This is a genomic window from Streptomyces zinciresistens K42, from assembly GCF_000225525.1.
Taxonomy (GTDB): Bacteria; Actinomycetota; Actinomycetes; order Streptomycetales; family Streptomycetaceae; genus Streptomyces; species Streptomyces zinciresistens.
This window is the reverse complement of sequence record NZ_AGBF01000184.1, coordinates 1-13,783: the sequence shown is the minus strand read 5'-3', so window position 1 is coordinate 13,783 and position 13,783 is coordinate 1. Positions and strand designations below refer to the sequence as shown.

At 74.5% G+C, this 13,783-nt stretch carries 15 protein-coding genes and 2 pseudogenes; 7 read left to right on the top strand and 10 right to left on the bottom strand.

Annotated elements, in window-relative coordinates; all coding sequences use genetic code 11:
- From SZN_RS30075 to SZN_RS30065, 3 genes are all read right to left on the bottom strand, one after another.
- A partial coding sequence (locus tag SZN_RS30075) for a D-alanyl-D-alanine carboxypeptidase family protein (protein ID WP_106432735.1) occupies positions 1-1,045 on the bottom strand: 1,045 nt, incomplete at its 3' end.
- Positions 1,046-1,137: 92 nt separating this feature from the next.
- On the bottom strand, positions 1,138-2,274 hold the full coding sequence (gene rho, locus SZN_RS30070; RefSeq protein WP_007502394.1) for a transcription termination factor Rho: 1,137 nt from the start codon (positions 2,272-2,274) through the stop codon (positions 1,138-1,140).
- A 642-nt stretch (positions 2,275-2,916) separates the two neighbouring features.
- The gene (locus tag SZN_RS30065) at positions 2,917-3,315 is read right to left on the bottom strand and encodes a nuclear transport factor 2 family protein (protein WP_007502393.1); all 399 of its coding nucleotides are present in this window, start codon (positions 3,313-3,315) and stop codon (positions 2,917-2,919) included.
- A 70-nt stretch (positions 3,316-3,385) separates the two neighbouring features.
- On the opposite strand from SZN_RS30065, the gene SZN_RS30060 reads away from it, so the two are divergent.
- The 4 genes and pseudogenes from SZN_RS30060 (at position 3,386) to SZN_RS42880 (ending at position 5,553) form a co-directional block, all read left to right on the top strand.
- Positions 3,386-3,943, top strand: coding sequence for a PadR family transcriptional regulator (locus SZN_RS30060; RefSeq protein WP_043733945.1), 558 nt, complete (start codon positions 3,386-3,388; stop codon positions 3,941-3,943).
- Positions 3,944-3,948: 5 nt separating this feature from the next.
- Complete coding sequence (locus SZN_RS30055; protein WP_043733943.1) at positions 3,949-4,674, top strand: class I SAM-dependent methyltransferase; 726 nt, start codon at positions 3,949-3,951, stop codon at positions 4,672-4,674.
- 70 nt (positions 4,675-4,744) lie between these two features.
- Positions 4,745-4,975 (top strand): annotated as a pseudogene (locus SZN_RS43380) (acyl-CoA thioesterase domain-containing protein); the annotation flags it as partial.
- Positions 4,976-5,358: 383 nt separating this feature from the next.
- Positions 5,359-5,553, top strand: coding sequence for a hypothetical protein (locus SZN_RS42880; protein ID WP_007502390.1), 195 nt, complete (start codon positions 5,359-5,361; stop codon positions 5,551-5,553).
- Here SZN_RS42880 and SZN_RS30045 read toward each other — a convergent pair.
- The 7 genes and pseudogenes from SZN_RS30045 to SZN_RS30020 all read right to left on the bottom strand — a co-directional run bounded on the left by SZN_RS30045 (position 5,526) and on the right by SZN_RS30020 (position 10,673).
- On the bottom strand, positions 5,526-6,260 hold the full coding sequence (locus tag SZN_RS30045) for a GntR family transcriptional regulator (RefSeq protein WP_007502388.1): 735 nt from the start codon (positions 6,258-6,260) through the stop codon (positions 5,526-5,528). The two genes, SZN_RS42880 and SZN_RS30045, sit on opposite strands and share 28 nt — an antisense overlap.
- Positions 6,261-6,391: 131 nt before the next feature.
- A pseudogene (locus tag SZN_RS42875) lies at positions 6,392-6,683 on the bottom strand (EstA family serine hydrolase); the annotation flags it as partial.
- 176 nt (positions 6,684-6,859) lie between these two features.
- Entirely contained in the window at positions 6,860-7,147 is a 288-nt protein-coding gene (locus SZN_RS39885; RefSeq protein WP_007502386.1) for a hypothetical protein, read from the bottom strand.
- Between the two features lie 147 nt (positions 7,148-7,294).
- Positions 7,295-8,263, bottom strand: coding sequence for an acetylxylan esterase (locus SZN_RS30035; RefSeq protein WP_007502383.1), 969 nt, complete (start codon positions 8,261-8,263; stop codon positions 7,295-7,297).
- A 105-nt stretch (positions 8,264-8,368) separates the two neighbouring features.
- Positions 8,369-8,953, bottom strand: coding sequence for an Rv1733c family protein (locus SZN_RS30030; protein ID WP_043733938.1), 585 nt, complete (start codon positions 8,951-8,953; stop codon positions 8,369-8,371).
- Between the two features lie 348 nt (positions 8,954-9,301).
- A complete protein-coding gene (locus tag SZN_RS30025) occupies positions 9,302-10,075 on the bottom strand; it encodes a ferredoxin reductase (RefSeq protein ID WP_007502378.1) in 774 nt (257 codons plus the stop codon).
- Positions 10,068-10,673 (bottom strand): sulfite oxidase-like oxidoreductase, encoded by a 606-nt coding sequence (locus SZN_RS30020; RefSeq protein WP_007502377.1) that lies wholly within the window; start codon positions 10,671-10,673, stop codon positions 10,068-10,070. The genes SZN_RS30025 and SZN_RS30020 overlap by 8 nt, the downstream gene beginning before the upstream one ends.
- A 453-nt stretch (positions 10,674-11,126) precedes the next feature.
- Between SZN_RS30020 and SZN_RS30015 the strand changes: the two genes are divergently transcribed.
- The 3 genes from SZN_RS30015 to SZN_RS30005 all read left to right on the top strand — a co-directional run bounded on the left by SZN_RS30015 (position 11,127) and on the right by SZN_RS30005 (position 13,715).
- The gene (locus SZN_RS30015; RefSeq protein ID WP_050815143.1) at positions 11,127-12,044 is read left to right on the top strand and encodes a putative protein N(5)-glutamine methyltransferase; all 918 of its coding nucleotides are present in this window, start codon (positions 11,127-11,129) and stop codon (positions 12,042-12,044) included.
- Positions 12,045-12,345: 301 nt separating this feature from the next.
- Positions 12,346-13,218: a hypothetical protein gene (locus SZN_RS30010; RefSeq protein ID WP_007502375.1), complete on the top strand. Its 873-nt coding sequence runs from the start codon at positions 12,346-12,348 to the stop codon at positions 13,216-13,218.
- Positions 13,219-13,340: 122 nt separating this feature from the next.
- Positions 13,341-13,715: a hypothetical protein gene (locus SZN_RS30005; protein ID WP_007502374.1), complete on the top strand. Its 375-nt coding sequence runs from the start codon at positions 13,341-13,343 to the stop codon at positions 13,713-13,715.
- The last annotated feature ends 68 nt before the right edge of the window (positions 13,716-13,783 follow it).

The window sequence follows — 13,783 nt, the reverse complement described above, 5'->3', positions numbered from 1 at the left end:
AGACCGTCCAGCGAACCCCACGGGCTCGACCCCGCCCGCCGCGCCGAACCCCCCAGTCGAGCAGCCGGCCCGCCTCCTCGTAGACGGCGAGACCGCCGCCCGCCTGCGGGTTGAGCACCGTGACGACGAGGGTGCGGCCCCCGCGGCGGGCGGCGGCCACCAGGGTGTTGCCGGCCGCGCTGGTGTAGCCGTTCTTGACGCCGATCGCCCCCGGGTAGGGCGCGAGGCCGTCGGCCCCGGTCAGCAGGCGGTTGGTGTTGCGGATGCCGAACGAGAGGCCGCCCCCGCCCGGGAACTGAGCGCTCGCCGTGGAGCTGTAGCGGGCGAAGTCGGCGTTGCGCAGCCCCGCCCGGCCGAACACCGCCAGGTCGAACGCCGAGGACACCTGGCCCGGGGTGTCGTAGCCGTCGGGCGACATCACCCGGGTGTCCAGGGCGCCCAGCGCGCGTGCCTTGTCCTGCATCCGGTCGGCGGTGGCGCGCCAGCCGCCGTTGAGCGAGGCGAGGACCCGCACCGCGTCGTTGCCGGAGCTGAGGAACACCCCGCGCCACAGGTCGGCGATCCGGTACGTCCGTCCCTCGGCGACGCCGACCAGACTGCTCCCGGCCCCGATCCCGGACAGCTCGCGCGCGCTGACGGTGTGCGGGACGCCCGCCGGCAGCGTGGGCAGCAGGGTCAGCGCGAACAGGGTCTTCAGGGTGCTCGCCGGAGGCAGCTTGCGGTGGGCTTCGTAGGAGGCCAGGACCTGCCCGCTGTCGGCGTCGGCCACCAGCCAGGACAGCGCGGAGACCCGGGGCGGCAGGGGCGCCCCGGCACGCGGCCGCACCTGGGTGCCGGACCGGTACAGCAGCGAGGGCGGCGGGGTGGCGCGCACGGTTTCGGAAGGGCCGGAAGGGCCGGAAGGGCCTGCGTGACCGGAGGAGCCGGAGGGGCCGGGTGAGGACTCCGTGCGGGCGGACGCGGCGGCGGGGGCGAGCGTCAGCAGACCGGCCGCGCAGAGCGCGCAGACGGACGCCAAGGCCCGAGATGAACATCCGATCTTCATACCGTCAACGTAGGAAGGGGGCCGCTCCCCGGCGCGCTGCCGGGGCCGGACGAGCCGCGTCGGCACCCGTACGGACGATGCCTCACGGCGTGTCAGGCGGCGGGCAGCGTCGGCTGGATGCGGCGGACGAACGCGGCGTTGTCCGCGGTGTCGCGCAGCCGCTCCAGCAGGGTCTCCACGCCGCCGCGGCCGTCCCGGGGGCGCAGGACCCGGCGCAGCCCGCGTACGGCTGTCAACTCGGCCCGGGACAGCAGCAGTTCCTCGCGGCGGGTGCCGGAACCGTCGAGGTCGACGGCCGGGAACACCCGGCGAGAGGCGAGCTCCCGGCTGAGCCGCAGCTCCATGTTGCCGGTGCTCTTGAGCTCCTCGAAGTAGAAGTCGTCGGCGCGGGAGCCGGTCTCCACGAGGGCCGTCGCGAGGACGGTGAGCGAGCCGCCCTCCTCGGCCAGGCGGGCCGCCCCGAAGAAGCGCTTCGGGCCGTGCAGCGCGGCCGCGTCGACGCCGCCGCTCAGGGTGCGGCCACCGGGCGCGGCGGCGTTGTTGTGCGCCCGGCACAGCCGGGTCAGCGAGTCGAACAGGACGACGACGTCCTCACCGGCCTCGACGAGCCGCTTGGCCCGCTCCACGACCAGCTCGGCCAGCGCGATGTGCTGCTGGGGCGCCCGGTCGAAGGTCGACGCGTAGACCTCGCCGCGCACCGAGCGCCGCATGTCGGTGACCTCCTCGGGGCGTTCGTCGATCAGCACGACCATCAGCCGGCACTCGGGGTGGTTGCCCGCGACGGCCGCGGCGATCTGCTGGAGCAGTACGGTCTTGCCGGTCTTGGGCGGGGCCACGATCAGCCCGCGCTGTCCCTTGCCGAGCGGGGCGATCAGGTCGGCGACGCGTCCGGCCAGGCCGGACGCCGGGTGTTCGAGCCGGATCCGCTCGCGCGGGTGAAGCGGCGTCAGCTCGCCGAAGCGGCGGCGGTCGCCGCCGGGGGCACGGCCGTTGACGGTGCTCACCCCGGTGAGGGTGCGCCGGTCGCCGCGTGTGCCGGTGACCAGGTCGCCCCTGCGCAGTCCGTACCGGCGGACCAGCGCGGGCGGGACCTGGAGGTCGGCGGGGGAGGGCAGCAGGGACGGGGCGCGCAGCCGTCCCTTCCCGCCCGCGTCGATGTCGAGGACACCGGTGACGGCGGGGGCCGGCTGCTGCTGCCGGACAGGGGGGCGTTCGAGGGTGGTGGTCATGAGAGTGGGTCCTTTCACGGACGGAGGACATGAGGCAGGGGAAATCGGGCGAGGGGGAAGGCCGCCGGAAACGGACGGGAAGGCGCGTGCGCGTGCCTTCGGGCGGCGGGAAGCAGCACCTCGGACAGGGCCGGCGAGCGGTCGCGCGAGGGTGCGGGGAAACCGGTACGCGGACCGGTCGACCGGGGGAGGACGGGCACCGGCGCCCACGACGGGGCGTACACGGGTGCTGGTCGGACGGTACCACGGGGCTGCGGCGTGTGGCGAGCGGCCCGAGGAGCGGGAGAACCCGAGGCCGGGGCGCGCGCCTGGTTCGCCGTGTCCCGCGCGGTGAACCGCCGTGCACGGTCGGCCGCCCGACGTCGTGCTCAACGTGGTGACGGCCTCGTGTATTCCGCGGAGGCGCTCGTGGCTTTTCGCGGTGCCCCGGATGTCCGGCCGGTCAGGGCGTGTCCGGTGTCCGGTGTCCGGCGTCGCCGGGAGCTCGGCCCTCGCCTCAAGTGCTTTCGAAGTGTGCTTGGAACCCGGGGAGTTGAGCAGCGCGTGCGACAACCGGACGACGGCGACCGGCCGCCGGGACGCAGGAGCCGGGCCACCGCGCGCCCGGCGCTCCGGGGAGGGCGGCGCGGTGGCTCCTGATGCCTATGCCGAGCGGTTCTGCGCCTCCTCCAGGATGCCGTCGAAGCGTGCCCCCATCGCCTCGGCGAGCGCCTGGGCCCCGGAGAGCGGACGGACCATGACCATGAAGTCGCTGATCAGGCCGTCCTCGTCCAGGCGCAGGAAGTCGCAGCCCGTGATCTCCCGCTCGCCGACCCGTGCCGTGAACACCAGCGCGTGGTCGCGGCCGTCCGGGTCGCCGATCTCGCGCACGTAGCGGAAGTCCTCGAAGACCTGCACGACCGCGCGCAGGATCGCCGCGGTGATCGCCTTCCCCGTGTACGGCTTGAACGCGACCGGGCTCGTGAAGACGACGTCCTCGGCCAGCAGCGCCTCGGCGGCGTCGGTGTCGCCCGCCTCCACCGCTTCGCGGAACGCACGCATCGGATCACCTCATAGACAATTAGTTGAGTAAGTGCCGATGACAATAATCATGCGCTGTTACGGTGTCCACATGTCCCTCAAGTACGCCGTGCTCGCCGCGCTCCTGGAGGGCGAGGCGTCCGGCTACGAGCTGTCCAAGCTCTTCGACGTCTCGTTCGCCAACTTCTGGCCCGCGACCCCGCAGCAGCTCTACCGGGAACTGGAACGCCTCGCGCGCGACGGGCTGGTCCAGGCACGGTTCGTCCAGCAGGAACGGCGGCCCAACAAACGGATGTTCACGCTCACCGAGGCCGGCCGGGACGACCTGCGCGCCTTCGCCGCCGAGCCGCCCCGCCGGCCCACCGCCATCCGCGACGAACTGCTGATCAAGGTCCAGGCGGGCGAGGACCCCGACGCCACCCGGGCCCTGGTCGAGGAGCGCGGGACCTGGTCGCGTGCCAAGCTCGACCGCTACGAACGCGTCCGCGAGCGCCTTCTCGCGGGCCGGACCGAGGAGGAGTACCTGCGCGAGTCGGAGCGCGTCGGGCCCTATCTGACGCTGCTGGCCGGGATCTCCTTCGAGGAGGAGAACCAGCGCTGGTGCGAGCGGGTCCTCACGGTCCTGAGCCGACGCGTCCGGCTGGGGTGACGCGCGTGTTCAGCCCCGAAGGGCCCTCCCTGCGCGAACTCGCCGTCCAGGCGCTGTCGTCCGTCGAGCGCGGCTACGACCGCCTCGCCCCGAAGTTCGACCACACCCCGTTCCGCACTCCGGACGCGGTGCTCAGCGCGGTCGCGTCGGCGCTCAAGGCGACCGGCCGCTACGACGACGGACTCGACCTGTGCTGCGGCACGGGCGCCGGGGCCGACGTCCTGACCGAGGTCTGCCGGCGCAGTGTCACCGGCGTCGACTTCAGCGCGGGCATGCTCGACGTGGCCCGGCGCCGCGCGCGGGCCGCCCCGCCGGGGGTCCACTGGGTCCGCGCGGACGCCCGCGCCCTGCCGTTCGGCCCGGCCTTCGACCTGGTGGTGAGCTTCGGGGCGTTCGGGCACTTCCTGCCCCGCGAGCTGCCGGGGCTGTTCGCCCAGGTGCGGTCCGTCCTGCGGCCCGGCGGACGCTTCGCCTTCCCCGTGGTGGCCCCGCCCCGGCCCGCCTCCCCTGCCTACTGGACGCTGCTCGGCTTCGACGCGGTGATGCGGGTGCGCAACGCCGTGTGGCGGCCGCCCTTCGTCATGTACTACCGGGCGTTCCGGCCCGGCGAGGTGCGGCGGGAGCTGGAGCGCGCCGGGTTCCGGGTGGAGTCCCGTGCCCTGCCCGAGTTCGGCCGGCGCGGCGACGGCAGTCCGCGCGCACGGATGATCATCGCGCACCGCACCGACTAGGAAGGTTGGATTTCCGAACTCAAGGTCGAGGGGGGTTTGTTTTTCCGACTCACCTGGCTGTGGTGATCCGGTGACCGCGACGACCGACACCGAGACCCGCATCGACCCCCAGTGGCGGTCCTGGGAGGGGGCGCACGGCGGCCATGTCGCCGCCCTCGCGCTCACCGCCGTACGCGACCGCTTCCCCCCCGGCGGCGCGCACCCCCTGCGCACGCTGACGGCCCACCTCCTCGCCCCGGTGGGGAAGTGGCCGCTGCACTTCTCCGGCACGGCGCCCGCCGCCGGACGCCGCACGGCCGCCTGCGTCTTCACCGGGCACCAGGACGGCGAGCCGGTCCTGACCGGCGCCGCACTGTTCGGGGCGGCGCGGGGCGGCCGGGGCGGCCGGGGCCGTCCCACGACGGGATCCCCGCCCCCCCCGTGTGCCGGGACCCGCGGACTGCCCCCGGCTGCGCCTCCCCGCCGAACCGTCCCCCTTCGCGCACCGGTTGGAGATCAGGCCCGCCACGCGGGACCGGCCGCTCGACGGCGGGGAGCGGGCCGAACTCTCCGCCTGGATCCGCTTCCTGGACGGTCGGCCCCTCGACGCCCCCACCGTCGTCACCCTCACCGACGCCCTGCCGCCCGCCCTGTACGCCCTGTGGCGCGCGCCCCGCGCCCGGTACCCGCCACCCCGAACCGACCGTGCACCTCACGGACGCCCTGGACCGGCCGCCCCGCGACGGACGGGCCCTGGTACGGATCCGCACCGCTCACGCGGGCGACGGCTGGGCCGTCGACGACAGCACGGTCTGGTCGCACGGCGGCCGGCTCCTCGCACTGGCCGGGCAGGCCAGGGCGGTGCGCGCCGCTCAGGCGGCCGGCAGCGTGAACTCGTAGACCAGTGCGTCCTGTTGGGCGTCCACCACCAGATCCGTCACCTCCAGGGGGCGCGCGTACTGATCGTGCACCCGCCGGGTGACCCGGACCGAGGGCGCGCCCGGCAGCCGGGTGATGGCGTCGCGGTGGTGCAGCGTCAGGCCCGCCCTGCGCATCCAGTCGTAGGCGCGCAGCAGTTGGGCCGTGCCGGTGCCGTCGGCGCGTTCGCGGTACCGGGCCAGTTCCGCGACCTCGGTGAGGGCCACCGCCGAGAAGGACGTGACCGCGGTGCGCCGGTCGAGGCCGTCGGCCCCGGCCGACTCGTAGCGGTGCACCAGGGTTCGCCGGTCCGGGTCGAGCCCGAGCGCCTCGGCGTGCTCGGCCGGGGGAGTCTCCCAGGTCACGGTGGCCCGGTCGGCGGCGCCCGGACCGGTGCCGCGCAGCCCCAGCGGGAACGTCATGGACGCCGGTGTCTCCACCGGCAGACCGGGCAGGCTGGCGTGGCTGCCCCGCCGGTCGGTGGCGACCAGGCCGCCGCGCCGCAGCACGTCGAGCGCCTGCCGGACCGTCTCCCTGCTCACCCCGAAGTGCTCTGCCAACTGCCGTTCCGCAGGCAGTCGTTCACCCGGTGGGATGGTTCCGTCGCGCAGTTCGTCCAGTAAGCGGGTGGCGACGCGCCAGTAAAGGGGCTGAGTCGCGACGTGCGGACGGTGGGTGGTGCGGGCCATGCCGCGCCTCCTGTGTGGTGACGTGTGGTAGCCGTGCGGGCTCCTTGCGTCACCAGATCTAACCAGTGGTCTAAACCAACAGGGAAGAAGGGAACGGGAGTTCGGCTGAAACGCCCCGCGCCCGGCCGGCTTCACCGGGCGTCGTGCAGGGCCGTCGCGAGCGCCGTCGGGCGCGGGTCGTCCGCGATATGAGGCCCCCTCCGGTTCACCGCACAGCCCGGCGACACCCCCGCCTCCGGGTCCGCCGGGCCGCTGGACCCGCCGAACCCGTCGTGTCCGAAAGCCCGTGGGTCGGGCCCGTACGAGCCGTTGGGCCCGCTCAGCCGCAGACAGACCCCGGCCTCGGCCTCGCCGCCCCGGGCCCGTCCCCGGCACCGGGTCCCGACAGCCACCCTGCCCCTCGCGCGCCCGCTCGACGGTCTCCGCGCCGCGCTCCGGTGCGTTCGGCGTTCGGCGTTCGCCGTCCGGCGTCAGGTGTCAGGTGTCCGGCAGTCCCGTGTCAGGTGTCAGGTGTCAGGTGTCAGGTGTCCGGCAGTCCCGTGTCAGGTGTCAGGTGTCAGGTGTCCGGCAGTCCCGCGTCAGGTGTCAGGTGTCAGGTGTCAGGTGTCCGGCAGTCCCGCGTCCCGCGAAGATCCCGCAGTCGAGCGGGCCCGGTCGGCGAGGACGTGGGCGCACCGCACGGTCGGGCCGTGGTCGTGGACCATATGTGACCAGCGTGTCGCGTTCCCGGGTGCGGGTGCGGGTGCGGGTGCGGGTGTGCGTGCGGCCCCGGTCCCGCCGCCGTACTGGTGCACGACCCGCTCGCCGCTCCCGGACACGGCGACGGACGCACCCGGCAACCCGCGCTCGCGGAGGTTCACCTCGAACGCCTCGAACGCCTCGTGCATCGCCGTGAACCGCGGGACGCGGTGCCCGTGTGCCGACGCCGTCCCTCCGCCGTGAACCGGCCGCCCGGACGCCCGGGGCGGTGCCGGTGCGCCCCGGGCGACCCGAACACCCCGACCGGTCGGACGGGCGGAACCCCGGAACCGCCTTCAGGCGAGCGGACGCAGCCATTCCAGCGTGGCCGCCTGGTGGAACGGGCCGCCGCCCTCGTGGTCGTTGAAGTCGTAGACCTCGATGGCCTTCTCCTCGTGCGCCCAGGCGTGGTAGGCCGCGAACACCGTCGACGGCGGGCAGGTCTGGTCCTCCAGGGCCGCCGAGAACAGTGCCGGAGCCCGGCCGCGCGAGGCGAAGTGGACGCCGTCGAAGTAGGACAGGGTGCGCAGGGCGTCCTCGGTGCGGCCCCGGTGCGTCTTGAGGAACAGGCCGATCTCACGGTACGGGTGACGGTCCGTCAGCGTCGTCCCGCGCGGGAAGTCGCACAGGAACGGCACGTCCGGCGCCACGGCCACGAGATCGGGGACCAGACCGCCGACGGCGATCGTGATGCCGCCGCCCTGGCTCGTGCCCAGCGCGACCGTGCGGGCGGCGTCGGCCAGCGGGTGGGAGCGGGCAGCCTCGACCGCCCGTACCGCGTCGGTGAACACCCGGCGGTAGTAGTAGTGTTCGGGCGCCTCGATGCCCCGCGTCATGAACCCCGGGTAAGCGGGGCCGGATCCCACCGGGTCCGGGGTGCCGCCGCCCGCGCCCCACGCGCTGCCCTGGCCCCGGGTGTCCATCATGAAGTGGGCCCGGCCGGTCGAGGCCCACAGGAGGTTCTCGTGCGGCAGGCCGCGCCCGCCGCCGTATCCGAGGAACTCCACCACCAGCGGAAGCGGTCGCGTCGCTCCCGCTGGCAGCCGCAGCCAGCCCCGCACCGGGTGGCCGCCGAACCCTGCGAACGTCACGTCGTACACGTCCACGGTGGACAGTCCCGTGTCGACGCGCGCGAAGCGGGCGTCCAGGTCGTGGCCGCGCGCCTCGTCGAGGGTCTGGGACCAGAACGCGTCGAAGTCCTCCGGCTCCGCCGACTCGCTGCGGTAGGAACGCAGTTCGTCGATCGCAAGGTCGAACAGGGCCATCGGGGACCGCCTTCGTGAGGAGTGCGCGCGGATGATCACCGTACGTCGCTGTTCGCGGGGACCGCCAGAACGGCCGACGGCGCTCGCGGGGCGGTCGGCGCGTGCTCAGCCCCGGCGGCCCGTCCACGCGGGCTCCGTGCCGGTCCACGCCGTCTCCCACTCGGCCAGCCTGCGGCGCATCGCCGTCTGCCGGACCAGTCCGTGCCCGAGGACGATCAGCGCGACGGATGCGCCCGCGGCCAGCACGCCGACGGTCACCGCGTGCTGCCACACCGCGGCGGCGTCCGGCGGCGGAGGAACGGCACGGCCCCGGGCGTCCAGCCACAGCCCGACCCGCTCGCCCGTGCGCGTCCCCGCCGGAACGCGGACCTCGGCCGTCCGCGGCCCCTGCCCCGGCTCCGTCCAGCGCACCGTCGCCCTCGCGGACGGCGTGCGCCCGGTCTGGGCCGCGGGGACCGCCGCCGAGGTCCGGCCGACGACCTCGGCGCGCACGGGACGGCGCTCGGCGCGCTGGTCGCGCGCGGTCGCCCCGGCGTCTCCCTGGGCCCACCACGCCGCGGCCACCCCGGCCAGCGGCGCGATCACCGACAGGAGCACGACGACGGCCCGCAGGGTCCAGGTCTCCACCACATCCGACCGGCGCCGCAGCGGATTCGGCCGCCGGCGCCAGCCACGCACCCGGCTTCGCATGGCGTCCAGGTACCCCGAAAGCCGGGCACAGTGCCTCGAACCGGCCGGGGGTCCCGCGCTGTCGCGGCCCCTCGCGGCGGGTGTGCGCCGTCGCGAGGGGCCTCCGTGGACAGAACCCCTCGGTCGATGTCATGGGCGCGGGCTACATGTCCTCGGGCGACATGTTCGCAAGTGACGTGTGCGTGCGCCCTTCGTGTCCGGGCCGCCAAGGTGTCCGTGCCGCCCTCGTGTCAGCGGGCGGCGTGCCCCAGTGCCGACGTGTCCGCGCGTGGCGGGTTCATGAATCGACCTGTCGATCTGTCGATGTGCTGGTGTCTCGACGTGCCGGTGCGTCGAGAGGCCGGCGTGTCAGCCGAAGCGCTCGATGCGGATGCGGTGCACCGGCTGGCCCGCGGCCACGAGGAGGCGGGAGGCGTGCTCCGCGAACCCGTTGGAGCCGCACACATAGGCTTCCCACCCGCCGGCAGGCTGCTCGGCCAGGAGCGGCGCCACATGTGCGGCGGCCATACGTCCGACCGCGACGCCGTCCGGTGCGCTCCGCGTGAACACCGGTGTCGTCTCCGCGCCGTACTCCCGCGCGTAGATCAGTTCCTCGGGGCCGCGCGCCGACACCAGCAGCCGCAGCGGCACGTCGAGACGGCGGGCCCGGTGGTGGCGCACCATCGACATCAGCGGGACCACCCCGGAGCCGCCCCCGACCAGCAGCGCGGGCCGGTCGCCGGGCCAGGCGAAGAAGCCGCTGACCGGACCGCGGACCTCGACCGTGTCACCGGGCGCGGCCACCGTGTGGAACCAGCCGGACACCTCGCCGCCCTCGACGTGGTCCACCGTCAGCTCGATGTGCTCCGAGGCGTCGGGCGCCGACGCGATCGAGTAGTGGCGCTGCGCCGCGTAGCCGTCCCCGGCGGTCAGCCGCAGCATCAGGTGCTGGCCGGGGAGATGGCCCGCCCAGCCGGGAACAGCGAGCCGGACGGTGACGACGTCGGCGGTCTCCCGGCGGATCGCGGTGAGCGTCGCCGTCCGCCACACGGCGGCGTCCTGCTCGCCCACGGCGATCCGGCCGGGCACCGCGAAACGGGTCGGAGGAGCGAACGGCACGCCCACCACGGCCAGCTCAGTCACCGGAGTACCTCTGCTCCTCCCAGGGGTTGCCCCGGGCGTGGTAGCCGTTGCCCTCCCAGAAGCCCGGCTCGTCGTGGTCGAGGATCCGCAGGCCCGCGATCCACTTGGCGCTCTTCCAGAAGTACAGGTGCGGCACCAGCAGCCGTGCCGGGCCGCCGTGCTCCGGGGCGAGCGGCCGGCCGTCGTACTCCCAGGCGATCCAGGCCCGCCCGCCGGTCACGTCGGCCAGGGGCAGGTTCGCGGTGTACCCGGTGTGGGAGTAGGCGACGACATGGGTGGCGGACACATGGGGACGCACCACGGAGAGGAACGCGTCCAGCGAGACGCCGCCGAACCGCACCCCGAACTTCGACCAGCTCGTCACACAGTGGATGTCGCCCTCGTACGACGACTCCGGCAACTCGTGCGCCTGCTCCCAGCTCCAGCTGCGGGGCCGCTCCACCAGGCCGTCGATGCGGAAAGACCAGTCCGCGGGCGCCAGCTCGGGCGTGACCTCGGCCGACAGGACGGGCCAGTCGTCGCCGGCGTCGTACTGGCCGGGCGGCAGCGCGGCGTTCGGGACGCGGGGACGTCCGGTGAATCCTCGGGTGACGTTCATGACGGGTGGTGCCTCCAGGCCGCGGGGCGACGGCCCTCCGGTCGGGCGTGATCGATACGTGCTCGTACCACCGTACGGCGTCTCACGGGTCCGTCCGTCACCCGGACCCCGCGCCCGCCCCCGCGCCCGCGCCCGCCCTCGCCCTCGTCCCCGCGCCGGACCCGCGCCGGACCCGCGCCGGGCCGGGGAGGGCGACGGGTCCGTCCACTGCCCGGCGGCCCGGACCCGGACTCGGAACCGGGCCGGGCTGCGGGCCGCACCGGGACGGGGAGAGCGGTGATCGTTGCGGTAGGGTTGCCGTCCGGCCGGGAGTGCCCCGGTTCCGCGCAGCCGGGGAGGTGAGTCCGATCACCGCAGTGTCAGATCGGGTGCTCCGTCCTCAAGGCGACGCGGACCAGCGTCGCTAGGCGACCGCCAGAGCACCCTTCGGCTTCCGAAAGGCTCTCGGCTTCGATGCCTTCCTCCCCTCCTTCCGCTGCCTCGCCCTCCTCACCGCTGTCCCACGACGGCGTCGTGGCCGCGCTGCGTGCCGCCGGCTGCGTCTTCGCCGAGGACGAGGCCCGCCTGATCCGGTCCGCGGCCGCCACCCCGGACGAACTGGCCGCCATGGTGGACCGGCGGGTGACCGGTCTTCCCATCGAGCTCGTCGTCGGCTGGGCGCGGTTCCGCGGACTGCGCATCGCCGTGGCACCCGGTGTGTTCGTACCGCGCCGCCGCACCGAGTTCCTGGTGGAGCAGGCCCTCGCCCATGTCCCCGGCACCCATGTCTCCAGCGCCCATGTGCCTGGGATCCACATTCCCGACACCCATGTGCCCGGCACTCACGTCCCCGGCACCCATGTGGTCGTCGACCTGTGCTGCGGCTCGGGCGCGGTCGGGGCGGCCCTGGCGGACGCGCTCGGCCCGGTCGAACTGCACGCCGCCGACATCGACCCGGCGGCGGTGCGCTGTGCGCGCGGCAACCTGGCGGCCTTCGGCGGCCAGGTGCACCGGGGCGACCTGTTCGAGGCGCTGCCGCGGAGCCTGCGGGGCCGCGTCGACGTCCTCGCGGCCAACGTCCCGTACGTCCCCTCGGGAGAGGTGGGGCTCCTGCCCGCGGAGGCCCGGGACCACGAGCCGCACGTCGCGCTGGACGGCGGCCCCGACGGTCTCGACATCCTGCGCCGTGTCGCGGCCGAGGCGCACGAGTGGCTGGCCCCCGGCGGCTGTCTGCTCGTCGAGACGAGCGAACTCCAGGCCCCCGCCGCCCTGGAGTGCTTCGCCGAGGGCGGGCTCGCCGCCCGACTCGTCCGTTCCGAGGAGCTGTACGCCCAGGTCGTGGTGGGCCGCAGACCGGCCGCCCCCGGCGCCAGGGCCCCCGAGGGCCCCTGAGAGGAGCAGGCGCCCCGCCCCTCCCGTGAGGGGCCGACGAAGCCCCGCCTGCGCGGCCACCCCGCCGCCGAAGCCCCGCCGCCGAAGCCCCCGCCGACGCGGCCCTCGGGTCCGGCACGACCGGTGCCGTGCCGGGAAGGGGCGAGGAGCAGCAGGGAGCAGCGGGGGGTGCGGCGCGGCGGGGCGTGGGCACGGGACTGTGGCCCATCGGACAGCCGGTGTTCGTTCCCCTGGCCTGTACATGACCACAGAGGGCGGCCAGACTGGCGCCGACCCACGCCCGCCCCCCCAAGGAGTCTTCATGGCCCTGCGTGCCCGACCGCGCCGTCACGCCCTCATGGCCGGCCTCGTCGCCCTCGCCTCCGCCGCGGTGCTGTCCACCGCCACGCCCGCCCAGGCCGCGGACACCTGGAACGAGGTGGGCTCGGACCGCGCCAGGCCGCTCACCGAGAGCCAGGGCCTCGCCTCGGTCGAGGTCCCCGTGAACAGCCCCAACCGCTACACCGGCATCGGCACCATCCCGGTCCCGCTCTCCGCCCGCGGCTGGGTCCACGTCGGAGACCCCGACGCCTCGTACGACGGCTACTACATCGAGCCGTACCAGGCGAACTCCGGCAATGCGAAGATGTTCCGGGTGCAGGCCCCGAACGGTGCCTGGTCCGAGTACACGCACACGCTGGGCCCCGGTGAGGCGCTGAACAACTCCTTCGTCGCCGTTGCCCCCGCCGGCCAGTGGATGGTCTCGGGCGAGTGGGGCACGATGAACCGGCTGCTGGTCCACCCGACGCCCGGCGTGAACCCCGCCACCTCCCCCTCGGCGAACCTGCCCTGGACCTCCAGCATCCGGCTCGACCGCCCGGTGCGCGACGTGCAGGGCTGCGACTTCCGCGACGCCACCACGCTGCTGTGCTCCTCCGACGACCCCGACGGCAGCCTCTTCGGCATGACCAAGCCCCTGCTCCAGATCGACCTCTCCGCCGCGCCCGGCACCTCCGACGTCACCGGGCGCGTCACGGCCCTGCGCCAGCTGCCGCTGCGCAGCTCCTGCTCCGGGAACTTCGAGACGCAGGGCATCGACTACGACCGCCGTACCGGCACCCTGCGCGTGATCGTCGTCTCGCCCGGCTTCTGCGCGATCACCGACAGCAAGACCTACCGCTTCACCCGCGGCTGAGGCGTCCGGGGCGCGGGCCGCGCCGGTCGTGCGCGGGCGCGCGTGGTGCTTTTCTTGGGTTGGGGTCCGGTTCCGCGGGCTACCCGTGGCACCGCGGCCCGGCCACGAGAGGAGCGATCACGATGGATCGTGAACGACAGCACGAGGAACCCGTGTCCGTCGAGATCAGCGGATGCAGCAAGGAGGACGCGCGGATCGTGTTCGACGCGCTCAGCACGTGCTTCGCGTCCGACCGGGGTCCCGAGGACGTCCCCCAGCAGCTCCACGAGACCCGGCCCATGGTCTGGCTCGGCACGTTCGAGGTGACTCGGGCGCAGCACTGCCCGCCTCCGGGACGCCTGTCGTCGTCGGTCGAGGCCGACGCGCAGGGCGGCTACTGGGCCATCGAGCGGCTCCGTACCACGCTGGACTCCCTGTTCACCGTGCACGACCTCGCCTCCGCCTCCGGCGACCAGGAGCGCGAGCTGCACGTGGTGCTGGAGAGCCGCGGCGTCTGAAGCGGCCGAGCCCGGCGAGGCCGGGTCCGGCCCCCCTCGGGGCGGGACGAGCGGCCCGGAGCGCGGGC

Coding starts and splice junctions, on each gene's coding strand:
- rho (WP_007502394.1), bottom strand. CDS start 2,274: ATGACCACCACCCTCGAACGCCCCCCTGTCCGGCAGCAGCAGCCGGCC.
- SZN_RS30065 (WP_007502393.1), bottom strand. CDS start 3,315: ATGCGTGCGTTCCGCGAAGCGGTGGAGGCGGGCGACACCGACGCCGCC.
- SZN_RS30060 (WP_043733945.1), top strand. CDS start 3,386: ATGTCCCTCAAGTACGCCGTGCTCGCCGCGCTCCTGGAGGGCGAGGCG.
- SZN_RS30045 (WP_007502388.1), bottom strand. CDS start 6,260: ATGGCCCGCACCACCCACCGTCCGCACGTCGCGACTCAGCCCCTTTAC.
- SZN_RS39885 (WP_007502386.1), bottom strand. CDS start 7,147: ATGCACGAGGCGTTCGAGGCGTTCGAGGTGAACCTCCGCGAGCGCGGG.
- SZN_RS30035 (WP_007502383.1), bottom strand. CDS start 8,263: ATGGCCCTGTTCGACCTTGCGATCGACGAACTGCGTTCCTACCGCAGC.
- SZN_RS30030 (WP_043733938.1), bottom strand. CDS start 8,953: ATGCGAAGCCGGGTGCGTGGCTGGCGCCGGCGGCCGAATCCGCTGCGG.
- SZN_RS30020 (WP_007502377.1), bottom strand. CDS start 10,673: ATGAACGTCACCCGAGGATTCACCGGACGTCCCCGCGTCCCGAACGCC.
- SZN_RS30015 (WP_050815143.1), top strand. CDS start 11,127: ATGCCTTCCTCCCCTCCTTCCGCTGCCTCGCCCTCCTCACCGCTGTCC.
- SZN_RS30010 (WP_007502375.1), top strand. CDS start 12,346: ATGGCCCTGCGTGCCCGACCGCGCCGTCACGCCCTCATGGCCGGCCTC.
- SZN_RS30005 (WP_007502374.1), top strand. CDS start 13,341: ATGGATCGTGAACGACAGCACGAGGAACCCGTGTCCGTCGAGATCAGC.